21 protein-coding genes are annotated in these 22957 nt (G+C 70.2%); 19 read left to right on the top strand and 2 right to left on the bottom strand.

Annotated features, from left to right (window positions below; translation table 11 throughout):
* Positions 1-69 precede the first annotated feature (69 nt).
* The gene (locus tag ACR68M_RS13370; RefSeq protein ID WP_441250694.1) at positions 70-993 is read left to right on the top strand and encodes a DMT family transporter; all 924 of its coding nucleotides are present in this window, start codon (positions 70-72) and stop codon (positions 991-993) included.
* An 81-nt stretch (positions 994-1074) separates the two neighbouring features.
* Here ACR68M_RS13370 and ACR68M_RS13365 read toward each other — a convergent pair whose 3' ends face one another.
* On the bottom strand, positions 1075-1284 hold the full coding sequence (locus ACR68M_RS13365) for a hypothetical protein (RefSeq protein WP_441250693.1): 210 nt from the start codon (positions 1282-1284) through the stop codon (positions 1075-1077).
* A gap of 149 nt (positions 1285-1433) precedes the next feature.
* Here ACR68M_RS13365 and ACR68M_RS13360 point away from each other — a divergent pair, with 149 nt between their 5' ends.
* The 18 genes from ACR68M_RS13360 to ACR68M_RS13275 all read left to right on the top strand — a co-directional run bounded on the left by ACR68M_RS13360 (position 1434) and on the right by ACR68M_RS13275 (position 22495).
* Positions 1434-1793 (top strand): NADH-quinone oxidoreductase subunit A, encoded by a 360-nt coding sequence (locus tag ACR68M_RS13360; protein ID WP_014137597.1) that lies wholly within the window; start codon positions 1434-1436, stop codon positions 1791-1793.
* A gap of 66 nt (positions 1794-1859) precedes the next feature.
* Complete coding sequence (locus tag ACR68M_RS13355; protein ID WP_441250692.1) at positions 1860-2414, top strand: NuoB/complex I 20 kDa subunit family protein; 555 nt, start codon at positions 1860-1862, stop codon at positions 2412-2414.
* Complete coding sequence (locus ACR68M_RS13350) at positions 2411-3109, top strand: NADH-quinone oxidoreductase subunit C (protein WP_441250691.1); 699 nt, start codon at positions 2411-2413, stop codon at positions 3107-3109. The genes ACR68M_RS13355 and ACR68M_RS13350 overlap by 4 nt, the downstream gene beginning before the upstream one ends.
* Entirely contained in the window at positions 3106-4434 is a 1329-nt protein-coding gene (locus ACR68M_RS13345; protein ID WP_441250690.1) for an NADH-quinone oxidoreductase subunit D, read from the top strand. The genes ACR68M_RS13350 and ACR68M_RS13345 overlap by 4 nt, the downstream gene beginning before the upstream one ends.
* Positions 4431-5171, top strand: a complete 741-nt coding sequence (gene nuoE / locus ACR68M_RS13340) for an NADH-quinone oxidoreductase subunit NuoE (protein WP_441250689.1) — start codon at positions 4431-4433, stop codon at positions 5169-5171. Before ACR68M_RS13345 ends, nuoE begins: the two co-directional genes overlap by 4 nt.
* On the top strand, positions 5171-6529 hold the full coding sequence (gene nuoF / locus ACR68M_RS13335; protein WP_441250688.1) for an NADH-quinone oxidoreductase subunit NuoF: 1359 nt from the start codon (positions 5171-5173) through the stop codon (positions 6527-6529). The genes nuoE and nuoF overlap by 1 nt, the downstream gene beginning before the upstream one ends.
* Complete coding sequence (locus ACR68M_RS13330; RefSeq protein ID WP_441250687.1) at positions 6526-9015, top strand: NADH-quinone oxidoreductase subunit G; 2490 nt, start codon at positions 6526-6528, stop codon at positions 9013-9015. Before nuoF ends, ACR68M_RS13330 begins: the two co-directional genes overlap by 4 nt.
* Positions 9012-10346, top strand: a complete 1335-nt coding sequence (nuoH, locus tag ACR68M_RS13325; protein ID WP_441250686.1) for an NADH-quinone oxidoreductase subunit NuoH — start codon at positions 9012-9014, stop codon at positions 10344-10346. Before ACR68M_RS13330 ends, nuoH begins: the two co-directional genes overlap by 4 nt.
* A 5-nt stretch (positions 10347-10351) precedes the next feature.
* Positions 10352-10933, top strand: coding sequence for an NADH-quinone oxidoreductase subunit NuoI (nuoI, locus tag ACR68M_RS13320; RefSeq protein WP_441250685.1), 582 nt, complete (start codon positions 10352-10354; stop codon positions 10931-10933).
* Positions 10930-11817, top strand: coding sequence for an NADH-quinone oxidoreductase subunit J (locus tag ACR68M_RS13315; RefSeq protein WP_441250684.1), 888 nt, complete (start codon positions 10930-10932; stop codon positions 11815-11817). The genes nuoI and ACR68M_RS13315 overlap by 4 nt, the downstream gene beginning before the upstream one ends.
* On the top strand, positions 11814-12113 hold the full coding sequence (gene nuoK / locus ACR68M_RS13310) for an NADH-quinone oxidoreductase subunit NuoK (RefSeq protein ID WP_441250683.1): 300 nt from the start codon (positions 11814-11816) through the stop codon (positions 12111-12113). Before ACR68M_RS13315 ends, nuoK begins: the two co-directional genes overlap by 4 nt.
* Positions 12114-12127: 14 nt before the next feature.
* A complete protein-coding gene (gene nuoL, locus ACR68M_RS13305) occupies positions 12128-14047 on the top strand; it encodes an NADH-quinone oxidoreductase subunit L (RefSeq protein WP_441250682.1) in 1920 nt (639 codons plus the stop codon).
* A 34-nt stretch (positions 14048-14081) separates the two neighbouring features.
* Positions 14082-15698, top strand: coding sequence for an NADH-quinone oxidoreductase subunit M (locus ACR68M_RS13300; RefSeq protein ID WP_441250681.1), 1617 nt, complete (start codon positions 14082-14084; stop codon positions 15696-15698).
* Positions 15695-17326 (top strand): NADH-quinone oxidoreductase subunit NuoN, encoded by a 1632-nt coding sequence (nuoN, locus tag ACR68M_RS13295; protein WP_441250680.1) that lies wholly within the window; start codon positions 15695-15697, stop codon positions 17324-17326. The genes ACR68M_RS13300 and nuoN overlap by 4 nt, the downstream gene beginning before the upstream one ends.
* Positions 17327-17489: 163 nt before the next feature.
* The gene (locus ACR68M_RS13290; RefSeq protein WP_441250679.1) at positions 17490-18503 is read left to right on the top strand and encodes a polyprenyl synthetase family protein; all 1014 of its coding nucleotides are present in this window, start codon (positions 17490-17492) and stop codon (positions 18501-18503) included.
* Positions 18504-18601: 98 nt separating this feature from the next.
* Entirely contained in the window at positions 18602-19264 is a 663-nt protein-coding gene (locus tag ACR68M_RS13285) for a response regulator transcription factor (protein ID WP_441250678.1), read from the top strand.
* Between the two features lie 206 nt (positions 19265-19470).
* Positions 19471-21459, top strand: a complete 1989-nt coding sequence (locus ACR68M_RS13280) for a 2-oxoacid:acceptor oxidoreductase subunit alpha (protein ID WP_441250677.1) — start codon at positions 19471-19473, stop codon at positions 21457-21459.
* Positions 21452-22495 carry a 2-oxoacid:ferredoxin oxidoreductase subunit beta gene (locus ACR68M_RS13275; RefSeq protein WP_441250676.1) on the top strand — a complete coding sequence of 348 codons (1044 nt, stop codon included), beginning with the start codon at positions 21452-21454 and terminating at the stop codon, positions 22493-22495. Before ACR68M_RS13280 ends, ACR68M_RS13275 begins: the two co-directional genes overlap by 8 nt.
* Positions 22496-22540: 45 nt before the next feature.
* Here the strand turns inward: ACR68M_RS13275 and ACR68M_RS13270 are convergent, their stop codons facing one another.
* Complete coding sequence (locus ACR68M_RS13270; protein ID WP_441250675.1) at positions 22541-22930, bottom strand: winged helix-turn-helix transcriptional regulator; 390 nt, start codon at positions 22928-22930, stop codon at positions 22541-22543.
* Positions 22931-22957: the final 27 nt, after the last annotated feature.

Below are 22957 nucleotides of genomic sequence, written 5' to 3'. Positions count from 1 at the left end.
CTGAAAACAATTTGATCACAGCGTGCCCGGTGCGAAACGATGCGCAGCCCCGCCCCGGAGGAGATCTTGATGCGCGCGAGCAGCCAGACCGTCCGCGACCTGCCGTTGCTCGCCGTCGCCGTGGTCTGGGGGTCCAGCTTCCTGGTGGTGAAGCACCTGGCGACCCAGGAGACGGCCGTCGCGATGCTGGTGCTGCGCTTCGGGCTGGTGCTGCCGGTGCTCGCGGTGATCGCCCGGCGGGCGCTGCGCGGGCTCTCCTGGCAGGAGTGGCTGGGCGGCGGGCTGCTGGGGGTGATCCTCGGGTCGGTGTTCCTGCTGGAGACCTACGGCAACGTGAACACCTCGCCGACCAACGCGGGGCTGATCATCAGCCTCACCATGATTCTCACGCCGATCGCCGAGAGCCTGGCCGCCCGCACCGCGCTGCCCCGTGCCTTCCTGGCGGCCGCCGCGCTCTCGCTGGCGGGCGTCGGCCTGCTGACCCAGGGCGGTGGGATCCAAGCCCCGTCCACGGGTGACCTGTTGGTGCTCGGTGCGGCGTTCGTCCGGACGGCGCACGTGCTCGCGATGTCCCGGACGAAGGCGATCGCGAAGACGGATTCGCTCTCCCTGACGTGGGTCCAACTCGCCGCGGCCGCCGCGATGTTCACCGTCGTCTCGCCGTTCGTCGGGCCCTCGCCGCTGACGCTGGCCGGCTCCTGGAGTGCAGGGCAGTGGCTCCTGCTGCTGCACCTGTCGGTGCTCTGCACGCTGTTCGCCTTCCTGGTCCAGATGTGGGCGGTGCGCGCCACCTCGCCGTCCCGGGTCAGCCTGCTGCTCGGCACCGAGCCGCTCTGGGCCGCCGTGTTCGGCATCGCGGTGGGCGGCGACCGGCTGAGCGCCCCGGCCATGCTGGGCGGCGTCCTCGTGCTGGTCGGCACCGAGTGGGGCCGCCGCGCGACCGCCCCCGCCGTGACCGCCCCGGCCGCCGTGGAGACCCCCGAGTACGTGTGACCCCGACCCGCCCCGGCCGCTTGTGAACGAAAGGTCAAGCGGCTGCACCGGGCTGTCCACCCGGGAGGGTGAGGCTCACTATCACGTCAATCCGACGCCCAGAAATTTGCGATGGGCGGCGCCCGGTTGATATAGGCGCAGGCCGCTGACCAGTCGCTTCAGAAGCGAATGCGACGGATTGTGGTCATTTGCCTTCACTGCGTCGATACCTTGCGACTTGATCGTCTTGGCGGGCGTTTGTGAGGTGGCGCAGATCACAAAGATCGTCCAGAACTGCGTGTCGCAGATCACAAGCCGACGGGCATAGGATGCGCTCGTTCCCGGCCTTGTGAACTGCCTCACATGGGGTGGATCTCGGGGACTGGACCGCGGGTCAACACAGCGTGGCCCCAAGGTTTCGATCTGCAGTCAAGGACGACTGGACGGAGGGAGCGGGGGCTATGAATGCCTACGCGCCGATCCTCGTACTCGGTGCCATCGCGGCGGCTTTCGCGGTCGGTTCCGTCGTGATGGCCTCACTGACCGGCCCCAAGCGCTACAACCGGGCCAAGTTGGAGGCGTACGAGTGCGGTATCGAACCGACCCCGCAGCCGGTGGGCGGCGGTCGGTTCCCGATCAAGTACTACCTCACGGCGATGCTCTTCATCGTCTTCGACATCGAGATCGTCTTCCTCTACCCGTGGGCGGTCAGCTTCGACGCCCTGGGGATCTTCGGGTTGGTCGAGATGCTGCTTTTCATCGCCACCGTCTTTGTCGCGTACGCCTACGTGTGGCGGCGCGGCGGTCTGGAGTGGGACTGAACTGCTCCTTGTGAACGCGGTAACGCGGGGGCACACCACCGGACTTGAGAGGCTGAGAGGGATCTGATGGGTATCGAGGAGAAGCTGCCGAGCGGCTTTCTGCTCACCAGCGTGGAGACGGCCGCGGGGTGGGTGCGCAAGGCGTCGCTCTTCCCGGCCACCTTCGGGCTGGCCTGCTGCGCGATCGAGATGATGACGACGGGCGCCGGTCGCTACGACCTGGCGCGCTTCGGCATGGAGGTCTTCCGGGGCTCGCCCCGGCAGGCGGATCTGATGATCGTGGCCGGGCGGGTCAGCCAGAAGATGGCACCGGTGCTGCGCCAGGTGTACGACCAGATGGCCAACCCCAAGTGGGTCATCTCGATGGGCGTCTGCGCCTCCTCGGGCGGGATGTTCAACAACTACGCGATCGTGCAGGGCGTGGACCACATCGTGCCGGTCGACATCTACCTGCCGGGCTGTCCGCCCCGCCCGGAGATGCTGATGGACGCGATCCTCAAGCTGCACGAGAAGATCCAGCACGAGCCGCTCGGGGTGAACAAGCGCCGGGCCGAGGAGCTGGCCGAGGAGCTGGCCCTGGAGGCCACCCCGACCAGCGAGATGCGGGGGCTGCTGCGATGAGCGACGTACCCGCGACGCGCAAGGAGATCCCGGTCGAGGTGGTCGGCAGCCGGCAGGGCATGTTCGGCGCCCAGGGCACCGGCGACACCTCCGGCTTCGGCGGCCTCACCGCCCCGATTGCCCTCCCCGGCCCCAGCCAACGGCCTTACGGCGGAGGCTGGTTCGACGAGGTGGCGGACGAGTTCGAGGGCGCGCTGGAGGAGCAGGGGCTCGACCCGGCGGAGGTGGTCGAGAAGACCGTCGTCGACCGCGGCGAGCTCACCTTCCACATCGCCCGCACCCACCTGCTCGCCGCCGCCCGCACCCTGCGGGACGACCCGGCGCTGCGCTTCGAGCTCTGCCTCGGAGTCAGCGGGGTGCACTACCCGCACGACACCGGGCGGGAGTTGCACGCGGTCTACCACCTGCGCTCGATCACCCACACCCGGCTGCTGCGGGTCGAGGTCACCGCGCCGGACGCCGACCCGCGCATCCCGTCCGTGGTCAGCGTCTACCCGACCAACGACTGGCACGAGCGCGAGGCGTACGACTTCTTCGGGCTGGTCTTCGAGGGCCACCCCGGCCTGACCAGGATCATGATGCCGGACGACTGGCTGGGCCACCCGCAGCGCAAGGACTACCCGCTCGGCGGCATCCCCGTCGAGTACAAGGGTGCCCAGATCCCGGCTCCCGACCAGCGGAGGTCGTACTCATGAGCGTCGACTACGAGCACGCGGGCGCCCGCGACACCACCGAGGGCCGGGTCTTCACCGTCACCGGTGGCGACTGGGGCGAGGTCGTCGAGGCCGTCGGCCGGGCCGACGACGAGCGGATCATCGTCAACATGGGCCCCCAGCACCCGTCCACGCACGGGGTGTTGCGCCTGATCCTGGAGATCGACGGCGAGACCGTCACCGAGGCCAGGTGCGGGATCGGCTACCTGCACACCGGCATCGAGAAGAACATGGAGTACCGCAACTGGGTCCAGGGCACCACCTTCGTGACCCGGATGGACTACCTGACGCCGCTGTTCAACGAGACGGCCTACTGTCTGGCCGTCGAGAAGCTGCTCGGCATCACCGACGACATCCCGGACCGGGCGACGGTCATCCGGGTGCTGATGATGGAGCTCAACCGGATCGCCTCGCACCTGGTCTGCCTGGCCACCGGCGGCATGGAGATCGGCTCCACCACACTGATGATCTACGGCTTCCGGGATCGCGAACTCATCCTGGACGTCTTCGAGTTGGTCACCGGCCTGCGGATGAACCACGCGTACGTCCGCCCCGGCGGCCTGGCCCAGGACCTGCCGCCCGGCGCCGTCGACCAGATCCGCGAGGCGGTGAAGACGCTCCGCTCGCGGATGCACGAGTACGACAAGCTCGCCACCGGCAACCCGGTGTTCAAGGCCCGCCTGGTCGACGTCGGCTTCCTCGACCTGGCCGGCTGCCTGGCGCTCGGCGCCACCGGCCCGATCCTGCGGGCCACCGGCCTGCCGCACGACCTGCGCAAGACGGACCCGTACTGCGGGTACGAGAACTACGACTTCGAGGTCGCGACGGCCGACACCGCCGACTCCTACGGCCGGTTCCTGATCCGGCTGGAGGAGATGCACCAGAGCCTGCGGATCGTCGAGCAGTGCCTGGACAGGCTGAAGCCCGGCCCGGTCATGGTGGCCGACAAGAAGATCGCCTGGCCCGCCCAACTGGCCGTCGGGCCGGACGGGATGGGCAACTCGCTCGACCACATCCGGAAGATCATGGGCACCTCGATGGAGGCCCTGATCCACCACTTCAAGCTGGTGACGGAGGGCTTCCGGGTGCCCGTCGGCCAGGCGTACACGGCGGTCGAATCGCCCAAGGGCGAACTCGGGGTGCACGTGGTCAGCGACGGCGGGACGCGCCCGTACCGCGTCCACTTCCGCGACCCCTCGTTCACCAACCTGCAGACGATGGCGGCGATGTGCGAGGGCGGCCAGGTCGCCGACGTGATCGTCGCAGTGGCCGGGATCGACCCGGTGATGGGAGGCGTGGACCGGTGACAGACGTCCAACTGGGGATGCCGGCACTGCCGGCCAAGCCGTACCCGGCCGAGGTGCACGCCCGACTGGCGGCGGACGCCCGGGAGTTGATCTCCCGCTACCCCGTCGCGCGCTCCGCCCTGCTGCCGCTGCTGCACCTGGTGCAGGCCGAGGAGGGTTTCGTCAGCCCGAGCGGCATCCGGTTCTGCGCCGAGCAGGTCGAGCTGACCACCGCCGAGGTGACGGCCGTCGCGACCTTCTACACGATGTACCGGCGCAAGCCCGCCGGTAAGTACCACGTCGGCGTCTGCACCAACACGCTCTGCGCGGTGCTCGGCGGGGACCAGATCTTCGAGGAGCTCCAGCAGCACCTCGGGGTCGGGAACAACGAGACCACCGCCGACGGCGAGATCTCGATCGAGCACATCGAGTGCAACGCGGCCTGCGACTACGCCCCCGTGGTGATGGTCAACTGGGAGTTCTTCGACAACCAGACGCCGGAGAGCGCCCGGCAGCTGGTCGACGACCTGCGCGCGGGCGCCGACCCGCAGCCGACCCGGGGCGCCCGGCTCTGCTCCTTCAAGGACACCGCCCGCATCCTGGCCGGCTTCCCCGACGAGCGCCCCGGCGCCGTCGACGCCTCCGGCGCGGGTGGCGCCCCCTCGCTCGCCGGGCTCAGGCTCGCCAAGGGCGAGGCACTGCCCGGCACCCCGGGCACCAAGGTGGTCTCCCCCCGGCACGAAGGGACGGAAGCGTGATGACCTCCGCAGAGCCGGCCGAGAAGCTGCTCTCGCCCGTACTCTCCGCCTCCTGGGACGACGACCGCCCCTGGACTCTCGACACCTACCACCGGCACGAGGGCTATCAGGGCCTGCGCGCCGCCCTCGCCATGCAGCCCGACGAGGTCATCGCCCGGGTCAAGGACTCCGGCCTGCGCGGCCGCGGCGGCGCCGGCTTCCCCACCGGCATGAAGTGGCAGTTCATCCCGCAGAACGACGGCAAGCCGCACTACCTCGTCGTCAACGCGGACGAGTCGGAGCCGGGCACCTGCAAGGACATCCCGCTGCTCTTCGCCAACCCGCACTCGCTGATCGAAGGCATGATCATCGCCTCGTACGCGATCCGCTGCGACCACGCCTTCATCTACCTGCGCGGCGAGGTCGTGCCGGTGCTGCGGCGGCTGCACGCGGCGGTGGCCGAGGCGTACGGGGCCGGGTACCTCGGCAAGAACATCCTCGGCTCGGGCATCGACCTCGACATCACCGTGCACGCGGGCGCCGGGGCGTACATCTGCGGCGAGGAGACGGCGCTGCTCGACTCGCTGGAGGGCCGCCGGGGCCAGCCCCGGCTGCGGCCGCCCTTCCCGGCGATCGCCGGTCTCTACGCCTGCCCGACGGTGGTCAACAACGTCGAGTCGATCGCCTCCGTGCCGCCGATCATGGCCCGGGGCAACGAGTGGTTCAAGTCGCTCGGCACCGAGAAGTCGCCCGGCTTCACGCTCTACTCGCTCTCCGGGCACGTCACCAACCCCGGCCAGTACGAGGCGCCGCTCGGCGTCACGCTGCGCCAGCTGCTCGACATCACCGGCGGCATCCGGGCCGGGCACCGGCTCAAGTTCTGGACCCCGGGCGGGTCCTCGACGCCGATGTTCACCGACGAGCACCTCGACGTGCCGCTCGACTACGAGGGCGTCGGCGCCGCCGGATCGATGCTCGGCACCAAGGCGCTGCAGGTCTTCGACGAGACCACCTGCGTGGTGCGGGCCGTCACCCGGTGGACGGAGTTCTACGCCCACGAGTCCTGCGGCAAGTGCACCCCGTGCCGCGAAGGCACGTACTGGCTGGTGCAGTTGCTCAAGCGGATCGAGGCCGGCCAGGGAGCCCCCGGCGACCTGGAGAAGCTGCTCGACATCGCCGACAACATCAACGGCAAGTCCTTCTGCGCGCTCGGCGACGGCGCCGCCAGCCCGATCGTCTCCTCGCTCCAGTACTTCCGCGCCGAGTACGAGCGCCACCTCACCGAGCGCCGCTGCCCGTTCGACCCGGCGGCCGCGACCGTCTGGGCCGACCGCCCGCACGCCCACGACACCGCCACCGAGAGGGAGGTGCACGCGTGACCGTCACGAACAGTGACATTAAGGGCTCCGCCCAGGCGGCCACCGACCTCGTCACGCTGACCATCGACGGCGTCGAAGTCCAGGTCCCCAAGGGGACGTTGGTCATCCGCGCCGCCGAGCAGATCGGCACCCAGATCCCGCGCTTCTGCGACCACCCGCTGCTCGACCCGGTCGGGGCCTGCCGCCAGTGCATCGTCGAGGTCGAGGGCCAGCGCAAGCCGGTCGCCTCCTGCACCATCCCGGTCGCCGAGGGCATGGTCGTCCGCACGCAGGTCAGCTCGCCCGTCGCCGAGAAGGCGCAGCGCGGCGTGATGGAGCTGCTGCTGATCAACCACCCGCTGGACTGCCCGGTCTGCGACAAGGGCGGCGAGTGCCCGCTGCAGAACCAGGCGATGTCCACCGGCGGGGCCGACTCGCGCTTCGAGGGCATGAAGCGCACCTACGAGAAGCCGCTGCCGATCTCCACCCAGGTGCTGCTGGACCGCGAGCGCTGCGTGCTCTGCGCCCGCTGCACCCGCTTCTCCCAGCAGGTCGCCGGTGACCCGTTCATCGAGCTGCTGGAGCGCGGGGCGCTGGAGCAGGTCGGCATCGGCGCGGACGAGCCGTTCGCCTCGTACTTCTCGGGCAACACCATCCAGATCTGCCCGGTCGGCGCCCTGACCTCGGCGGCGTACCGTTTCCGCTCCCGCCCGTTCGACCTGGTCTCCTCGCCGAGCGTCTGCGAGCACTGCTCCTCGGGCTGCTCGCTGCGCACCGACCACCGGCGCGGCAAGGTGCTGCGGCGCCTCGCGGGCGACGACCCGTCGGTGAACGAGGAGTGGAGCTGCGACAAGGGCCGCTTCGCCTTCCGCTACGGCCAGACCCGGGAGCGCCTCGGCACCCCCCTGGTGCGCGGCGCCGACGGTGAACTCGCCCCGGCCTCCTGGCCGGAGGCGCTGGCCGCCGCTGCCGCCGGGCTGGCCGGCGGCCGGGCCGCGGTGCTGACCGGCGGCCGGGTGACGGTCGAGGACGCGTACGGCTACGGCAAGTTCGCCAGGGTCGTGCTCGGCACCAACGACGTCGACTTCCGGGCCCGCCCGCACAGCGGCGAGGAGGCCGACTTCCTGGCCTCCGCCGTCGCCGGGCGCGGCGTCGACCTGGACGGCACCGGCGTCTCGTACGAGGAGCTGGAGAAGGCGCCGGCCGTGCTGCTCGCGGGCTTCGAGCCCGAGGAGGAGTCGCCGATCGTCTTCCTGCGGCTGCGCAAGGCGAACCGGGCGAGTGGGCTGGCGGTCTTCTCGATCGCCTCGCACCGCTCGCGCGGCCTCGGCAAGCTGCACGGCGCGCTGCTGCCCGCCGCCCCCGGCACCGAGGCCGAGTGGCTGGCCGCGCTGGCGGACGACGAGGCGCTCGGCGACGACGCGGGCCGCGCGGCCACCCTGCTGCGCAGCCCGGGTGCGGTGATCCTGGTCGGCGAGCGGCTGGCGACGGTCTCCGGGGCGCTGACGGCGGCCCTGCGGCTGGCCCACGCGACCGGCGCCCGGCTGGCCTGGGTGCCGCGCCGGGCGGGGGAGCGCGGCGCCGTCGAGGCGGGCGCCCTGCCGGGCCTGCTGCCCGGCGGCCGCCCGGTCACCGCCGTGGCCGCCCGTGCCGAGGCGGCCGCCACCTGGGGGGTCGCGGACCTCCCGGCCCGGCTCGGCCGGGACACCGACCAGATCCTCGCGGCCGCCGCCCACGGCGACCTGGACGCGCTGCTGGTCGGCGGTCTCGACCTGGACGACCTGGCCGACCCGGCGCTGGCCGAGGAGGCGCTCGCCCGGGTGCCGTTCGTCGTCGCGCTGGAGCTGCGGCCGAGCGCCGTCACCGAGCGGGCCGACGTGGTCTTCCCGGTGGCCGCCGTCGCGGAGAAGGCCGGCACCTTCCTGGACTGGGAGGGCCGGGTGCGGATGTTCGAGGCCGCGCTCAAGGCCGATCAGCTGATGCACCGTCAACTGAACTCCGACGTCCGCGTGTTGAACATGATCGCGGACGCGATCGGGCAGCCCATGGGCCTGCCCGACGTCCGCGCCGCCCGGCTGGAGCTGGACCGCTTCACCCCGTGGGCGGGTGACCGCCCGGCCGCCCCGGCCGCGCACCCCGCACCGCTGCCGCGCCCGGCCACCGGCCAGGCCGTGCTGGCGGGCCACCGGCTGCTGCTCGACCAGGGCTCGCTCCAGAGGGGTGACGAGCACCTGGCCGGCACCCGGCACCCGGCCGTCGCCCGGCTCTCCGCCGTCACGGCGAAGGAGATCGGGGCGAGCGGGGCCGTCCGCCTCACCGGCCCGGCCGGTTCGCTGGTGCTGCCGCTGGAGATCACCGCCGAGCTGCCGGACCGTACGGTCTGGATTCCGCTCAACTCCACGCCCGGCGGCGCGTACCGGACGCTCGGCACCACGGTCGGCCACCTGGTCACGATCGCAGCCGCCGACGCGGCTCCCGCCACAGTCATGGGGGAGGAGACCTCGTGAACACCACTCTCGCCGCGTACGAGACGCTCGGCTTCTTCGGGCGTGACCCGTGGTGGCTGGTGCTGCTGAAGGCGGTCTTCGTCTTCGCCTTCCTCGTGCTCACGGTGCTGATCGCGATCGTCTGGGAGCGCAAGGTCGTCGCCTGGATGCAGCTGCGGATCGGCCCGAACCGGCACGGACCCTGGGGTCTGCTCCAATCCCTCGCCGACGGCATCAAGTTGGCGCTGAAGGAGGACCTGGTCGTCACCGGCGCCGACAAGGTGGTCTACGTGCTGGCCCCGGTGATCGCCGCCATCCCGGCGTTCATGGCCTTCGCGGTGATCCCCTTCGGCCCGGCGGGCAACGAGATCTCGATCTTCGGCACCCGCACCCCGATGCAGCTCACCGACCTGCCGATCGCCCTGCTCTACATCCTGGCGACCGCCTCGATCGGCATCTACGGCATCGTGCTGGCGGGCTGGTCCTCCGGCTCGACGTACCCGCTGCTCGGCGGCCTGCGCTCGGCCGCCCAGATGGTCAGCTACGAGATCGCGATGGGCCTGTCGTTCGCGGCGGTGTTCATCTACTCCGGCTCGATGTCGACCTCGGAGATCGTCGCCTCGCAGCAGCCGACCTGGTTCGCGGTGCTGCTGCCGGTCTCGTTCATCGTCTACATCATCGCGATGGTCGGCGAGACCAACCGCGCGCCCTTCGACCTCCCCGAGGCCGAGGGTGAGCTGGTCGGCGGCTTCAACACCGAGTACAGCTCGCTGAAGTTCGCGATGTTCATGCTCGCCGAGTACGTGAACATGGTGACCGTCTCGGCCGTCGCCAGCACGCTCTTCCTCGGCGGCTGGCGCGCGCCCTGGCCGATCTCGACCTTCTGGGCCGGGGCCAACCACGGCTGGTGGCCGATGCTCTGGATCACGCTGAAGATCCAGCTGCTGCTGTTCTTCTTCATCTGGCTGCGCGGCACGCTGCCCCGGCTGCGCTACGACCAGTTCATGAAGCTGGGCTGGAAGGTGCTCATCCCGGTCTCGCTGGTCTGGCTGGTGATGGTCGCCAGTGTCCGGGCGCTGCGCAACGAGGGCTACGACTTCAGCCAGGTGGTGCTCTACGTCGGGGCGCCGATCGGGGTGATCCTGCTGCTCGCGCTGCTCCGGGACTTCCTGCGGCACAAGCAGGCCGAGCCCGAAGTGGCCGCTGCGGAGGACGAGTTCGACCCGATGGCGGGCGGGTACCCGGTGCCGCCGCTGCCGGGGCAGGAGCTGCCGCCGGTGCCGCGCCGGCCCAGCCGCGCCCCGCAACTCCAGGAAGCCCTCAACGGGGCCGACCATTCCGAAGGGAGCTGAAACCGATGCCAGACTCCGACGACAAGTCGTCGATCCTGGGCCCGGCCGCAGGCTTCGGCGTGACCTTCAAGGCCATGTTCAAGAAGCGGCTGACCGAGCAGTACCCGGAGCAGAAGAAGCCCACCGCTCCACGCTTCCACGGCCGCCACCAGCTGAACCGGCACCCGGACGGCCTGGAGAAGTGCATCGGCTGCGAGCTCTGCGCCTGGGCCTGCCCGGCCGACGCGATCTACGTCGAGGGCGCGGACAACACCGACGAGGAGCGTTACTCGCCCGGTGAGCGCTACGGCGCGGTCTACCAGATCAACTACGCCCGCTGCATCCTCTGCGGGCTCTGCATCGAGGCCTGCCCGACCCGGGCGCTCACCATGACCAACGAGTACGAACTCGCCGACTCCTCCAGGGAGTCGCTGATCTTCACCAAGGAGCAGCTGCTCGTCGGGCTGACCGAGGGCATGGTCGACTCCCCGCACTCGATCTTCCCCGGCGCCGACGAGGGCGCCTACTACCGGGGCGAGATCACCGAGGCGGCGCCCGGCACGGTGCAGCAGCCGCAGACCGACCGGGAGCGGGAGGTGCAGTCATGAACCCGACCGGCATGACCTCCACGGGTGAGGCCTTCCAGTTCTGGATCCTCGCGGTGATCGCCGTCGGCGGCGCGCTCGGCACGGTGCTGATGAAGAAGGCGGTGCACAGCGCGCTATGCCTGGCCGCCACCATGCTGGCGCTGGCGGTCTGTTACCTGGCGCAGGGTGCGGTCTTCCTGGGCGTCGTGCAGATCGTCGTCTACACCGGCGCGATCATGATGCTCTTCCTGTTCGTCGTGATGCTGGTCGGTGTCACCTCGGCGGATTCGCTGAAGGAGCAGCTGAAGGGCCAGCGGGTGGCCGCCGTGCTCTGCGGCCTCGGCTTCGGGGTGCTGCTGATCGCGGGCATCGCCAACGCCAAGCTCGGCCACTTCACCGGCCTGTCCGAGGCGAACGCCGAGGGCAACGTGCAGGGCCTGGCCAGGCTGATCTTCACCAAGTACGTCTGGGCCTTCGAGGTCACCGGCGCACTGCTGATCACGGCCGCGATCGGCGCGATGGTGCTGACGCACCGCGAGCACGTGAAGGCCCCGGCGACGCAGCGCGAGCTGGCCGCCCAGCGGGTGAAGGACAACATCCAGGTGCCGCCGATGCCCGCCCCGGGCGTGTACGCGCGGCACAACGCGGTGGACATCCCGGCGCTGCTGCCGGACGGCACCATCTCCGAGGACTCGGTGATGGGCACCCTGCGCGAGCGCGGCCAGATCCGCGACGTCAGCCAGGCCATGCTGGCGAAGATGGCCGAGCTGGAGGGCAACACCGCCGAGTGGCTCGGGCGGGCGCCGTCCGCCCGGCCGCCGGTGACGGGCCCGCGCCAGGCGCTGGAGACCGTGCCGCAGCGTGTCGGCACCGAGCGTGACAGCACCGAGGAGGGTGGGGAGTGAACCCGGTCAACTACCTCTATCTGGCAGCCCTGTTGTTCACCATCGGGGCCTCCGGTGTGCTGATCCGGCGCAACGCCGTGGTGCTGTTCATGTGCGTCGAGCTGATGCTCAACGCCTCGAACCTGGCCCTGGTGACCTTCTCCCGGCTGCACGGCAACCTGGACGGCCAGATCATCGCCTTCTTCACCATGGTGGTCGCGGCGGCCGAGGTCGTCGTCGGCCTCGCCATCATCGTGAGCATCTTCCGGGCGAGGCATTCGGCCTCGGTCGACGACAGCAACCTGATGAAGCTGTAGGCGGAGGGCCCACGGTGAACTCTCTCATTCCGCTGCTCGTGGCAGCGCCGTTGGCCGGTGCCGCCCTGCTGCTGCTCGGCGGCCGCCGGCTGGACCGCTACGGTCACTGGCTCGGCACCTTCGCCGCCGCACTCTCCTTCGTCTTCGGACTGGTGCTCTTCGCCCAGATGCTCGGACGCGACGGCGAGGCCCGCACGGTGCACCAGCACCTGTTCAGCTGGATCCCGGTGAACGGCTTCCAGGCCGACGTCTCTTTCCAGCTCGACCAACTCTCGGTCACCTTCGTCCTGTTGATCTCCGGTGTCGGTTCGCTGATCCACCTCTACTCGGTGGGTTACATGGCGCACGACGAGCGGCGTCGCCGCTTCTTCGGGTACCTGAACCTCTTCCTGGCCTCGATGCTGCTGCTCGTCCTGGCCGACAACTATTTGCTGCTGTACGTCGGTTGGGAGGGTGTCGGGCTCGCCTCGTACCTGCTGATCGGCTTCTGGCAGCACAAGCCGAGCGCCGCGACGGCCGCGAAGAAGGCCTTCCTGGTCAACCGGGTCGGCGACATGGGCCTGTCGATCGCGATCATGCTGATGTTCACCGAGTTCGGCGACTTCAGCTTCGCGGGGGTCTTCCCCACGGCGCACCAGGCGAGCGAGGGCAAGCTGACGGCGATCGCGCTGATGCTGCTGCTGGCCGCCTGCGGCAAGTCGGCCCAGGTGCCGCTGCAGTCCTGGCTCGGCGACGCGATGGAGGGCCCGACCCCGGTCTCGGCCCTGATCCACGCGGCGACGATGGTCACCGCCGGGGTGTACCTGATCACCCGCTCGGGTGCGATCTTCAACCTCGCCCCGGACGCCCAGACCGTCGTGGTCGTGGTCGGTGCGGTCACGCTGCTCTACGGTGCGATCGTCGGGTGTGCCAAGGACGACATCAAGAAGGCGCTGGCCGGCTCGACCATGTCGCAGATCGGCTACATGATCCTGGCGGCCGGGCTCGGCCCGATCGGGTACGCCTTCGCGATCATGCACCTGGTGACCCACGGCTTCTTCAAGGCCGGGCTCTTCCTCGGTGCCGGTTCGGTCATGCACGGCATGAACGACGAGGTGGACATGCGCCGTTACGGCGGCCTGCGCAAGTTCATGCCCGTCACCTTCGTCACCTTCGGGCTCGGCTACCTGGCCATCATCGGCTTCCCCGGCCTGTCCGGCTTCTTCTCCAAGGACAAGATCATCGAGGCGGCGTTCGCCAAGGGCGGCGCGGAGGGCTGGATCCTCGGCCTCTGCGCGCTGATCGGCGCGGCCGTCACCGCGTTCTACATGACCCGCGTGATGATCATGACCTTCTTCGGCGAGAAGCGCTGGCAGCCCACAGCAGACATCAGCGGCTCCGCCGCGGGCGACGGCCACGAGCCGCACCCGCACGAGTCGCCGTCCACCATGACGCTGCCGATGATCGTGCTGGCCTTCGGCTCGGTCTTCGCCGGTGGGATCTTCGCCTTCAACAGCTCCTTCCTGAACTGGCTGGAGCCCGTCACCGGCCACGCCGAGGGCGACTCCCCGCTCGCGCCGATCGTCGTCACCCTGCTCACCTCGGTGGTCGTCGCGGCCGGCGTGCTGGTCTCGTACCTGATGTACGGCCGCTCGCCCGTCCCCGTCACGGCGCCGGTCGGCTCGCTGCTCACCCGGGCCGCCCGCCGCGACCTGCTCCAGGACGACATCAACCACGCCGTCCTCGTCCGGCCCGGCTCGGCCCTCACGGCCTCGCTGGTCTACCTGGACAGCCGCGCCCTGGACGGCTTCGTCAACGGCCTGGCCGCCGCCGTCGGCGGCATCTCCGGCCGCCTGCGGCGCATCCAGACCGGCTACGTCCGCACCTACGCGCTCTCCATGCTCGGCGGCACCGTCCTGCTGGTCGCCACCACTCTCCTGATGAGGTCGGTCTGATGACACGTCACCCGAAGAGGCGGGAGGTCACGCCATGAGCTACCTGCTGACCGCCACCTGCGCCGTCCCGGCAGCGGGTGCCGTGCTCACCGCCGCCCTCCCGGCGGGCTCCGACGAGGCCCGCCGCCGCACCACCAAGGCCGTCGCCCTGACGGTCTCGCTCGCCACCCTGGTGCTGGCCGTCGTGGTCGCCGCCCGCTTCGAGCCCGGCGGCGACCGGTACCAGCTCACCGAGTCCTACAGCTGGATCCGCTCCTTCGGCATCAGCTTCTCGCTCGGCGTCGACGGCATCGGCGCGGTGCTGGCACTGCTCACCGCCGTGCTGGTGCCGGTCGTGCTGCTCGCCTCCTGGCACGACGCCGACCCGGCGCAGAACCCGGACGGCACCTTCGAGAACCTCCGCCGCACGCAGGCGTTCTTCGCCCTGGTGCTCGCGGTCGAGGCGATGGTGATCGTCTCCTTCCTGGCCACCGACGTCTTCGTGTTCTACGTGTTCTTCGAAGCCATGCTGATCCCGATGTACTTCCTGATCGGCGGCTTCGGCGACCGCGCGGGCGGCCCGGACTCGGGCGCCCAACGCAGTTACGCCGCAGTCAAGTTCCTGCTCTACAACCTGCTCGGCGGGCTCGTCATGCTGGCCGCCGTGATCGGCCTGTACGTGATCGCGCAGGGCCAGGGCTTCGCCACCTTCGACCTGCCGACGCTGACGAACGCGATCGCCGACGGCAAGCTCGTCATCGACCCGACGGCCGAGAAGGCGCTCTTCCTGGGCTTCTTCTTCGCCTTCGCCGTCAAGGCCCCGCTCTGGCCGCTGCACACCTGGCTGCCGAACGCGATGGGCGAGGCGACCGCCGGGACGGCCGTACTCATCACGGCCGTCGTCGACAAGGTCGGCACCTTCGCGATGCTGCGGTTCTGCCTCGGGCTCTTCCCGCACGCCTCGAAGACCTTCGGCCCGGTGATCCTGGTGCTGGCGCTGATCGGCATCGTCTACGGCGCGCTGCTGGCCGTCGGGCAGAAGGACATCAAGCGGCTGGTCGCGTATGCCTCGATCTCGCACTTCGGCTTCATCATCATGGGCATCTTCGCCTTCACCAGCCAGGGGCAGAGCGGCGCCACGCTCTACATGGTCAACCACGGCATCTCCACCGCCGCCTGGATGCTCGTCGCGGGCTTCCTGATCTCCCGCCGGGGCTCGCGCCTGATCGCCGACTTCGGCGGCGTCCAGAAGGTCGCCCCGGTGCTCGCCGGGACGTTCCTGATCGGCGGCCTGGCCACCCTCTCGCTGCCGGGCATGGCGCCCTTCGTCAGCGAATTCCTGGTACTGGTCGGCACGTTCAGCAAGTACCCGGTGATCGGCGTGATCGCCACCTTCGGCATCGTGCTCGCCGCGCTCTACGCGCTGCTGCTCTACCAGCGCACCATGACCGGCCCGGTCAAGGCCGGGGTGGAGGGCATGCCCGACCTCAAGGTGCGCGAACTCCTGGTCGTTGCACCGCTGGTGGCGCTGACGCTGTTCCTCGGCGTCTACCCCAAGCCGCTCACCGACCTCGTCAACCCGGCGGTGGACGCCACGCTCTCCCAGGTCCACCAGACCGACAAGGCGCCGGCCCACCCCGTCGCCGCCACCACCGGAGGTGAGCAGAAGTGACCGGATGGCTCGCCGCTGCGGGCGGCAACAGCCCCAGCATCCCGGCCCCGCACGTCGAGTACGGCCAGCTCTCCCCGATGCTGGTGGTCTTCGGCGCGGCCGTGGTCGGCATCCTCGCCGAGGCCTTCCTGCCGCGCCGGGCACGGTACGGCGCCCAGCTCGGCATCACCCTGCTCGGCCTGGTCGGCGCCTTCACCGCCGTCATCGTGCTGGCCGCCCAGGGCTACGGCACCACCAAGGCCGGGCTGCTGGCGATGGGCGCCGTCGCCCTCGACGGCCCGGCGCTCTTCATCCAGGGCGTCATCCTGCTCTCCGCCGTCGTCACGGTGCTGATGTACGCCGAGCGGCGGCTGGAGCCGAAGCTCAACGGCTCCGCCGTGGACGCCTTCGCCGCCCAGGGCGCCTCCGTGCCCGGCAGCGAGCAGGAACGCCAGGCGACGATGGCCGGGTTCACCACCACCGAGATCTACCCGCTCACCCTCTTCGCCGTCGGCGGCATGCTGCTCTTCCCCGCCGCCAACGACCTGCTGACGATGTTCGTGGCGCTGGAGGTCTTCTCCCTCCCGCTCTACCTGCTCTGCGCGCTGGCCCGCAGGCGGCGGCTGCTCTCCCAGGAGTCGGCGGTCAAGTACTTCCTGCTCGGCGCCTTCTCCTCGGCGATCTTCCTCTTCGGCATCGCGCTGCTCTACGGCTACGCCGGCACCGTCCGGCTCCCGGAGATCGCCGACGTCGTCGCGGGCGTCGCCCCGACCACCCCGGCGCTGGCCGTCACCACCCAGAACGACGCGCTGCTGCTGATCGGCCTCGCGATGCTCGCCGTCGGCCTGCTCTTCAAGGTCGGCGCGGTGCCCTTCCACTCCTGGACGCCGGACGTCTACCAGGGTGCGCCCACCGCCGTCACCGGCTTCATGGCGGCGGCGACCAAGACGGCGGCCTTCGGGGCCTTCCTCCGCCTCTTCTACGTCGCCTTCCCCGGTCTGCGCTGGGACTGGCGGCCGGTGATGTGGGGTGTGGCGATCCTCACCATGGTCGTCGGCGCGGTGCTGGCCGTCACCCAGCAGGACGTCAAGCGGCTGCTCGCCTACTCCTCGATCGCGCACGCCGGGTTCATCCTCACCGGCGTGATCGCCACCAACAAGCAGGGGCTCGGCGCCGTCCTCTTCTACCTGCTCGCGTACTCCTTCGTCACCCTCGGCGCCTTCGCCGTGGTGACGCTGGTGCGCGACTCGAAGGGCGAGGCCACCCACCTCTCCAGCTGGGCCGGTCTCGGGCGGCGCTCGCCGCTGCTCGCGGCGGTCTTCGCGCTCTTCCTGCTGTCCTTCGCCGGCATCCCGCTGACCAGTGGGTTCACGGGCAAGTTCGCGGTCTTCCAGGCCGCGGCGGCGGGCGGGGCCACCCCGCTGGTGATCGTCGGTGTGCTGAGCTCGGCGATCGCCGCGTTCTTCTACATCCGGGTGATCGTGCTGATGTTCTTCTCCGACCCGCAGCCCGGCGGCCCGGCCGTCGCGGTGCCCAGCCCGATGACGGCGACCGCCATCGGCGTCGGCGTGCTCGTCACGCTGGGCCTGGGTCTGCTCCCGCAGTACTTCCTGGACCTGGCCTCGAAGGCAGCCGTCTTCGTCCGCTGATCCACCCCGAAGGGGCCCGTGGTTGCACAGCCACGGGCCCCTTCGCATGTGCTACCCGCACGCCCGTGCAGTGATCCACTCGCGACCGGATACCCTCCTTGTAGGCCAGCGGCGGCACTCAGGGACCAGGCCGCAGAATCGACCAGGGACAGGAGTGGTCTTCGTGACCGTCGTGGGGCCCTTCGGGCTGAGCGTGCAGGACCGCGATCTGACCCGGGACGTCCAGACCGGCATGGACGCCGTGGAGGCCGCGCTCGTCGAGGCCGTCAAGAGCGACGTCCCGTTCATCACGATCACCGCCAGCCACCTGATCGAGGCGGGCGGCAAGCGCTTCCGCCCCCTGCTGGTCATGCTGGCCGCCCAGTTCGGTGACCCGTACGCCCCCGGCGTGGTGCCCTCCGCCGCGGTCGTCGAGCTCACCCACCTCGCGACGCTCTACCACGACGACGTGATGGACGAGGCGCCCGTCCGGCGCGGCGCCCCCAGCGCCAACTCCCGCTGGGACAACTCCGTCGCCATCCTCACCGGCGACTTCCTCTTCTCCCGCGCCTCCCAGGTGCTCGCCGAGCTCGGCCCCGACGCCGTCCGGATCCAGGCCGACGCCTTCGAGCGGCTCGTCACCGGCCAGATCCTGGAGACCGCCGGGCCGACCCCCGAGGACGACCCGCTCCAGCACTACCTGGACGTCATCTCCGGCAAGACCGGCTCGCTGGTCGCCGTCTCCTGCCGCTTCGGCGCCCTGATGGCCGGCGCCGAGCCGTGGATGGTCGACATCCTCACCCAGTACGGCGAGCGGATGGGCACCGCCTTCCAGCTCGCCGACGACGTGCTCGACATCGCCAGCGACGGCCACGAGTCCGGCAAGACCCCCGGCACCGACCTGCGCGAGGGCGTCCCGACGCTGCCCGTCCTGCTGCTCCAGCAGACCCCCGCCGACGAGAACGACCCCGGCGACCTCCGCCTGCGCGAGCTGCTCCAGCTCGACCTCGCCGAGGACGACGAGCTGCACGCCGAGGCCCTCCGGCTGCTCCGCCGCCACCCGGCGCTGGAGCGGGCCCGCCGCGAGACGCTGCGCTACGCCGAGGAGGCCCGCGCCCTGCTCGCCCCCCTCCCGGAGTGCCCGGCCAAGGCCGCCCTCCAGGGTCTCTGCGACGCGGTCGCCATCCGCACCATGTAGGACCTGCGCACTTGGCAGCACCCCAGGGCCGACCGGTTGCGTAGAGTTCACCGTGCGCCCGTGGGGGGCTCGACAAGTGCGTCCAGGAAGGTTGCTTCATGCTGCGTGTCGTCATCGCCGAGGACTCCGTGCTGCTGCGGGAGGGGCTCACCCGGCTGCTCACCGACCGGGGGCTGGAGGTCGTCGCCGGGGTGGGGGACGGCGAGGCGCTGCTGAAGACCGTGCACGAGCTGAACGCCGCCGGTGCGCTGCCCGACGTGGTGGTGGCCGACGTGCGGATGCCTCCCACGCACACCGACGAGGGCGTCCGGGCCTGCGTGACGCTGCGCGGGCTGTACCCGAGGGTCGGGGTGCTGGTGCTGTCGCAGTACGTCGAGGAGCGGTACGCCTCCGAGCTGCTCGCCGGGTCCACCCAGGGCGTGGGGTACCTGCTCAAGGACCGCGTCGCCGAGGTCCGCGAGTTCGTCGACGCCGTGGTGCGGGTCGCAGGCGGTGGCACGGCGCTCGACCCGGAGGTCGTGCAGCAGCTGCTCAGCCGCAGCCGCAAGGGCGACGTGCTGGCCGGGCTCACGCCCCGCGAGCGCGAGGTGCTCGGGCTGATGGCCGAGGGCCGGACGAACGCGGCCGTCGCCAAGCAGCTGGTGGTCTCCGACGGCGCCGTCGAGAAGCACGTCAGCAACATCTTCCTCAAGCTCGGGCTGACCCAGTCCTCGGAGGACCACCGGCGGGTGCTCGCCGTGCTCACGTATCTCAACTCCTGAGCCCGGCCGTCTCAGTTGGGCCGATCGGGTAAGGCCCGGGGGCGGTTGGTTGTTTGACCTGACGAGGAGATTCACACACCTACGTCGTTTGTCCTGGGTTCCGGCTCAGCGACGCATCACCGCCTTAGGATGCGACTGGTGCACCAGGCGGACGGGGCACACGGCTCACGCCCGCGGCTGGTCGCCCCACGAGGAGGTCCGCGGCAGTGACCAGTCAGGTCGATCAGTCTGAGACAGTGGACGGCTCGGACGGAGACGAGGGGCACAGCGGCCCCGCCGTCCCGAACGGTGCACCGCTACGCCCCGCGAAGCCCGTACACCGGCTGGACCGGGTGATCATCCGGTTCGCGGGGGACTCGGGTGACGGTATGCAGCTCACCGGTGACCGTTTCACCTCGGAGACGGCGTCGTTCGGAAACGACCTCTCCACCCTGCCGAACTTCCCCGCCGAGATCCGGGCCCCTGCCGGGACGCTGCCGGGTGTCTCCAGCTTCCAGCTGCACTTCGCGGACCACGACATCCTCACTCCGGGCGACGCGCCGAACGTGCTGGTCGCGATGAACCCGGCCGCCCTCAAGGCCAATCTCGCGGACCTCCCGCGCGGCGCGGAGATCATCGTCAACACCGACGAGTTCACCAAGCGGGCGCTGGCGAAGGTCGGCTACGCGGCCGACCCGCTCGGGGACGGCTCGCTGGAGGCGTACCGGCTGCACCCGGTGCCGCTCACCTCGCTGACGGTGGAGGCGCTGAAGGACAGCGGCCTGGCCCGCAAGGACGCCGAACGGGCGAAGAACATGTTCGCGCTCGGCCTGCTGTCGTGGATGTACCACCGGCCGACCAAGGGCACGGAGAAGTTCCTGCGGCAGAAGTTCGCCAAGAAGCCCGCCATCGCCGAGGCCAACATCACGGCCTTCAGGGCCGGTTGGAACTTCGGCGAGACCACGGAGGACTTCGCCGTCTCGTACGAGATCCACCCGGCCCCGCTGCCCGCGGGGACGTACCGGAACATCTCGGGGAATCTGGCTTTGTCGTACGGGTTGATCGCGGCGGCGCGGCGCAGTGGGTTGCCGTTGTTCCTGGGGTCGTATCCGATCACTCCGGCGTCGGACATCCTGCACGAGTTGAGCCGGCACAAGAACTTCGGGGTGCGGACCTTCCAGGCGGAGGACGAGATCGCCGGGGTGGGTGCGGCGCTGGGTGCGGCGTTCGGTGGGGCGTTGGGTGTGACGACGACGTCGGGGCCGGGTGTGGCGTTGAAGTCGGAGACGATCGGGTTGGCGGTGTCGTTGGAGTTGCCGTTGCTGGTGGTGGACATCCAGCGGGGCGGGCCGTCGACGGGGTTGCCGACCAAGACCGAGCAGGCGGATCTGTTGCAGGCGATGTTCGGGCGCAACGGTGAGGCGCCGGTGCCGATCGTGGCGCCGGCGACGGCGGCGGAGTGCTTCGACGCGGCGTTGGAGGCGGCGCGGATCGCGGTGATCTACCGGACTCCGGTGCTGCTGCTCTCGGACGGGTACCTGGCGAACGGTTCGGAGCCGTGGCGCATCCCGGATGTCGAGGAACTGCCGGTGATCGCGCCGGACTTCGCGCAGGGCCCGAACCACGTGCTGGAGGACGGCGCGGAGGTGTTCTGGCCGTACAAGCGTGACCCGCAGACGCTGGCGCGCCCGTGGGCGGTGCCGGGCACGGCCGGGTTGGAGCACCGGATCGGCGGCATCGAGAAGCAGGACGGCACCGGCAACATCTCCTACGACCCCGCCAACCACGACTTCATGGTCCGCACCCGCCAGGCGAAGATCGACGGAATCGACGTCGCCCCGCTGGTGGTTGACGACCCGTCGGGTACGGCGCGGGTGCTGGTGCTCGGCTGGGGCTCGACCTACGGGCCGATCACCGCCGCCGTCCGGCGGGTGCGGGCCGACGGCGGAGTCGTCGCCCAGGCGCACCTGCGCAGCCTCAACCCCTTCCCCGCCAACCTCGGTGCGGTGCTGAAGGCGTACGACCGGGTCATCGTGCCCGAGATGAACCTCGGCCAACTCGCCCTGCTGCTCCGCGCCAAGTACCTGGTGGACGCGCAGTCCTACAACCAGGTGCGCGGACTGCCCTTCAAGGCGGCCCAGTTGGCGGATGTGCTGTGGGCGGCGATCGGGGCGCTCGAAGGTGCGCTCGAAGAGGATGGGGAGAACGATGTCTGACAGCTTCCGGTCGCTGAGTCTGGTGCCGAAGTCCGAGACGCCGCTCGCGGCCCGGGACTTCAAGACGGACCAGGAGGTCCGCTGGTGCCCCGGCTGCGGTGACTACGCGATCCTCGCCGCCGTCCAGTCGTTCATGCCCGAACTCGGCATCAAGCGCGAGAACACCGTCTTCGTCTCCGGCATCGGCTGCTCCTCCCGCTTCCCGTACTACATGAACACCTTCGGCATGCACTCCATCCACGGCCGCGCCCCGGCCATCGCCACCGGCCTCGCCGCCTCCCGCTCAGACCTCTCCGTCTGGGTCGTCACCGGCGACGGCGACGCCCTCTCCATCGGCGGCAACCACCTCATCCACGCCCTGCGCCGCAACGTCAACCTCAAGATCCTGCTCTTCAACAACCGCATCTACGGCCTCACCAAAGGCCAGTACTCACCCACCAGCGAGATCGGGAAGATCACCAAGTCCACCCCCATGGGCTCCCTCGACCACCCCTTCAACCCCCTCTCCCTGGCCATCGGCGCCGAAGCCACCTTCGTCGCCCGCACCATCGACTCCGACCGCCAGCACCTCACCTCCGTGCTCCGCGCCGCAGCCGAACACGAAGGCACCGCCCTCGTCGAGATCTACCAGAACTGCAACATCTTCAACGACGGCGCCTTCGAAATCCTCAAAGAACCCGCCACCCGCGACGAAGCCCTCATCCGCCTCGAACACGGCCAACCCATCACCTTCGCCGGCCAAGGCGTCTTCCGCGACAACGACGGCGAACTCCACACCGCCGCCCTCACCGACACCAACCGCGCCGACGTCCTGATCCACGACGCCCACGCCGCCAGCCCCGCCCGCGCCTTCGCCCTCACCCGCATCGCCGACGCCGACACACTCCACCACACCCCCATCGGCGTCCTGCGCGACATCCGGCGCCCGGTCTACGACACCCTCATGACCGACCAACTCGCCACCGCCGTCCAGCAACAGGGCCCCGGCGACCTCACCACCCTGCTCACCGGCAACGACACCTGGACCGTCAACTAGCCGGGAGTCACCACGACACCCCCGGGGCAGCTCGCCCCGGGGGTGTTACGCATCCCGGGAGTCGTAGCCCTCGCGGGCCTCGGAGACGGCGCACATGCTGCCCTCGATCCAGTGGGCCAGGGCGGCGACCATGGTGGCGGCCTCGGTGCCGAGCGGGGTGAGGCTGTAGTCCACCCGGGGCGGGATGACGGGGTGCACGACGCGCAGCACGAAGCCGTCGCGCTCCAGGGTCTGGAGCGTCTGCGCGAGCATCTTCTCGCTGACGCCGGAGACCCGGCGGCGCAGCTCGCTGAAGCGGTAGCCGCGCTCGTTCAGCGCGATCAGCACCAGCACGCCCCAGCGGCTGGTCACGTGCTCCAGGACGCCGCGCGAGGGGCACATCTTGTCGTAGACGTCCGGCAGCTTGTCCAGCAGCGCGATGTCGGGCTGGGTCATTACCTTCATGTTAGTACCCTACTTTGA

This window comes from Kitasatospora sp. McL0602, from assembly GCF_052076145.1.
Lineage (GTDB): Bacteria > Actinomycetota > Actinomycetes > Streptomycetales > Streptomycetaceae > Kitasatospora.
Note: the sequence above shows the minus strand (reverse complement) of the source record. Positions and strands in the feature narration are given on the sequence as shown.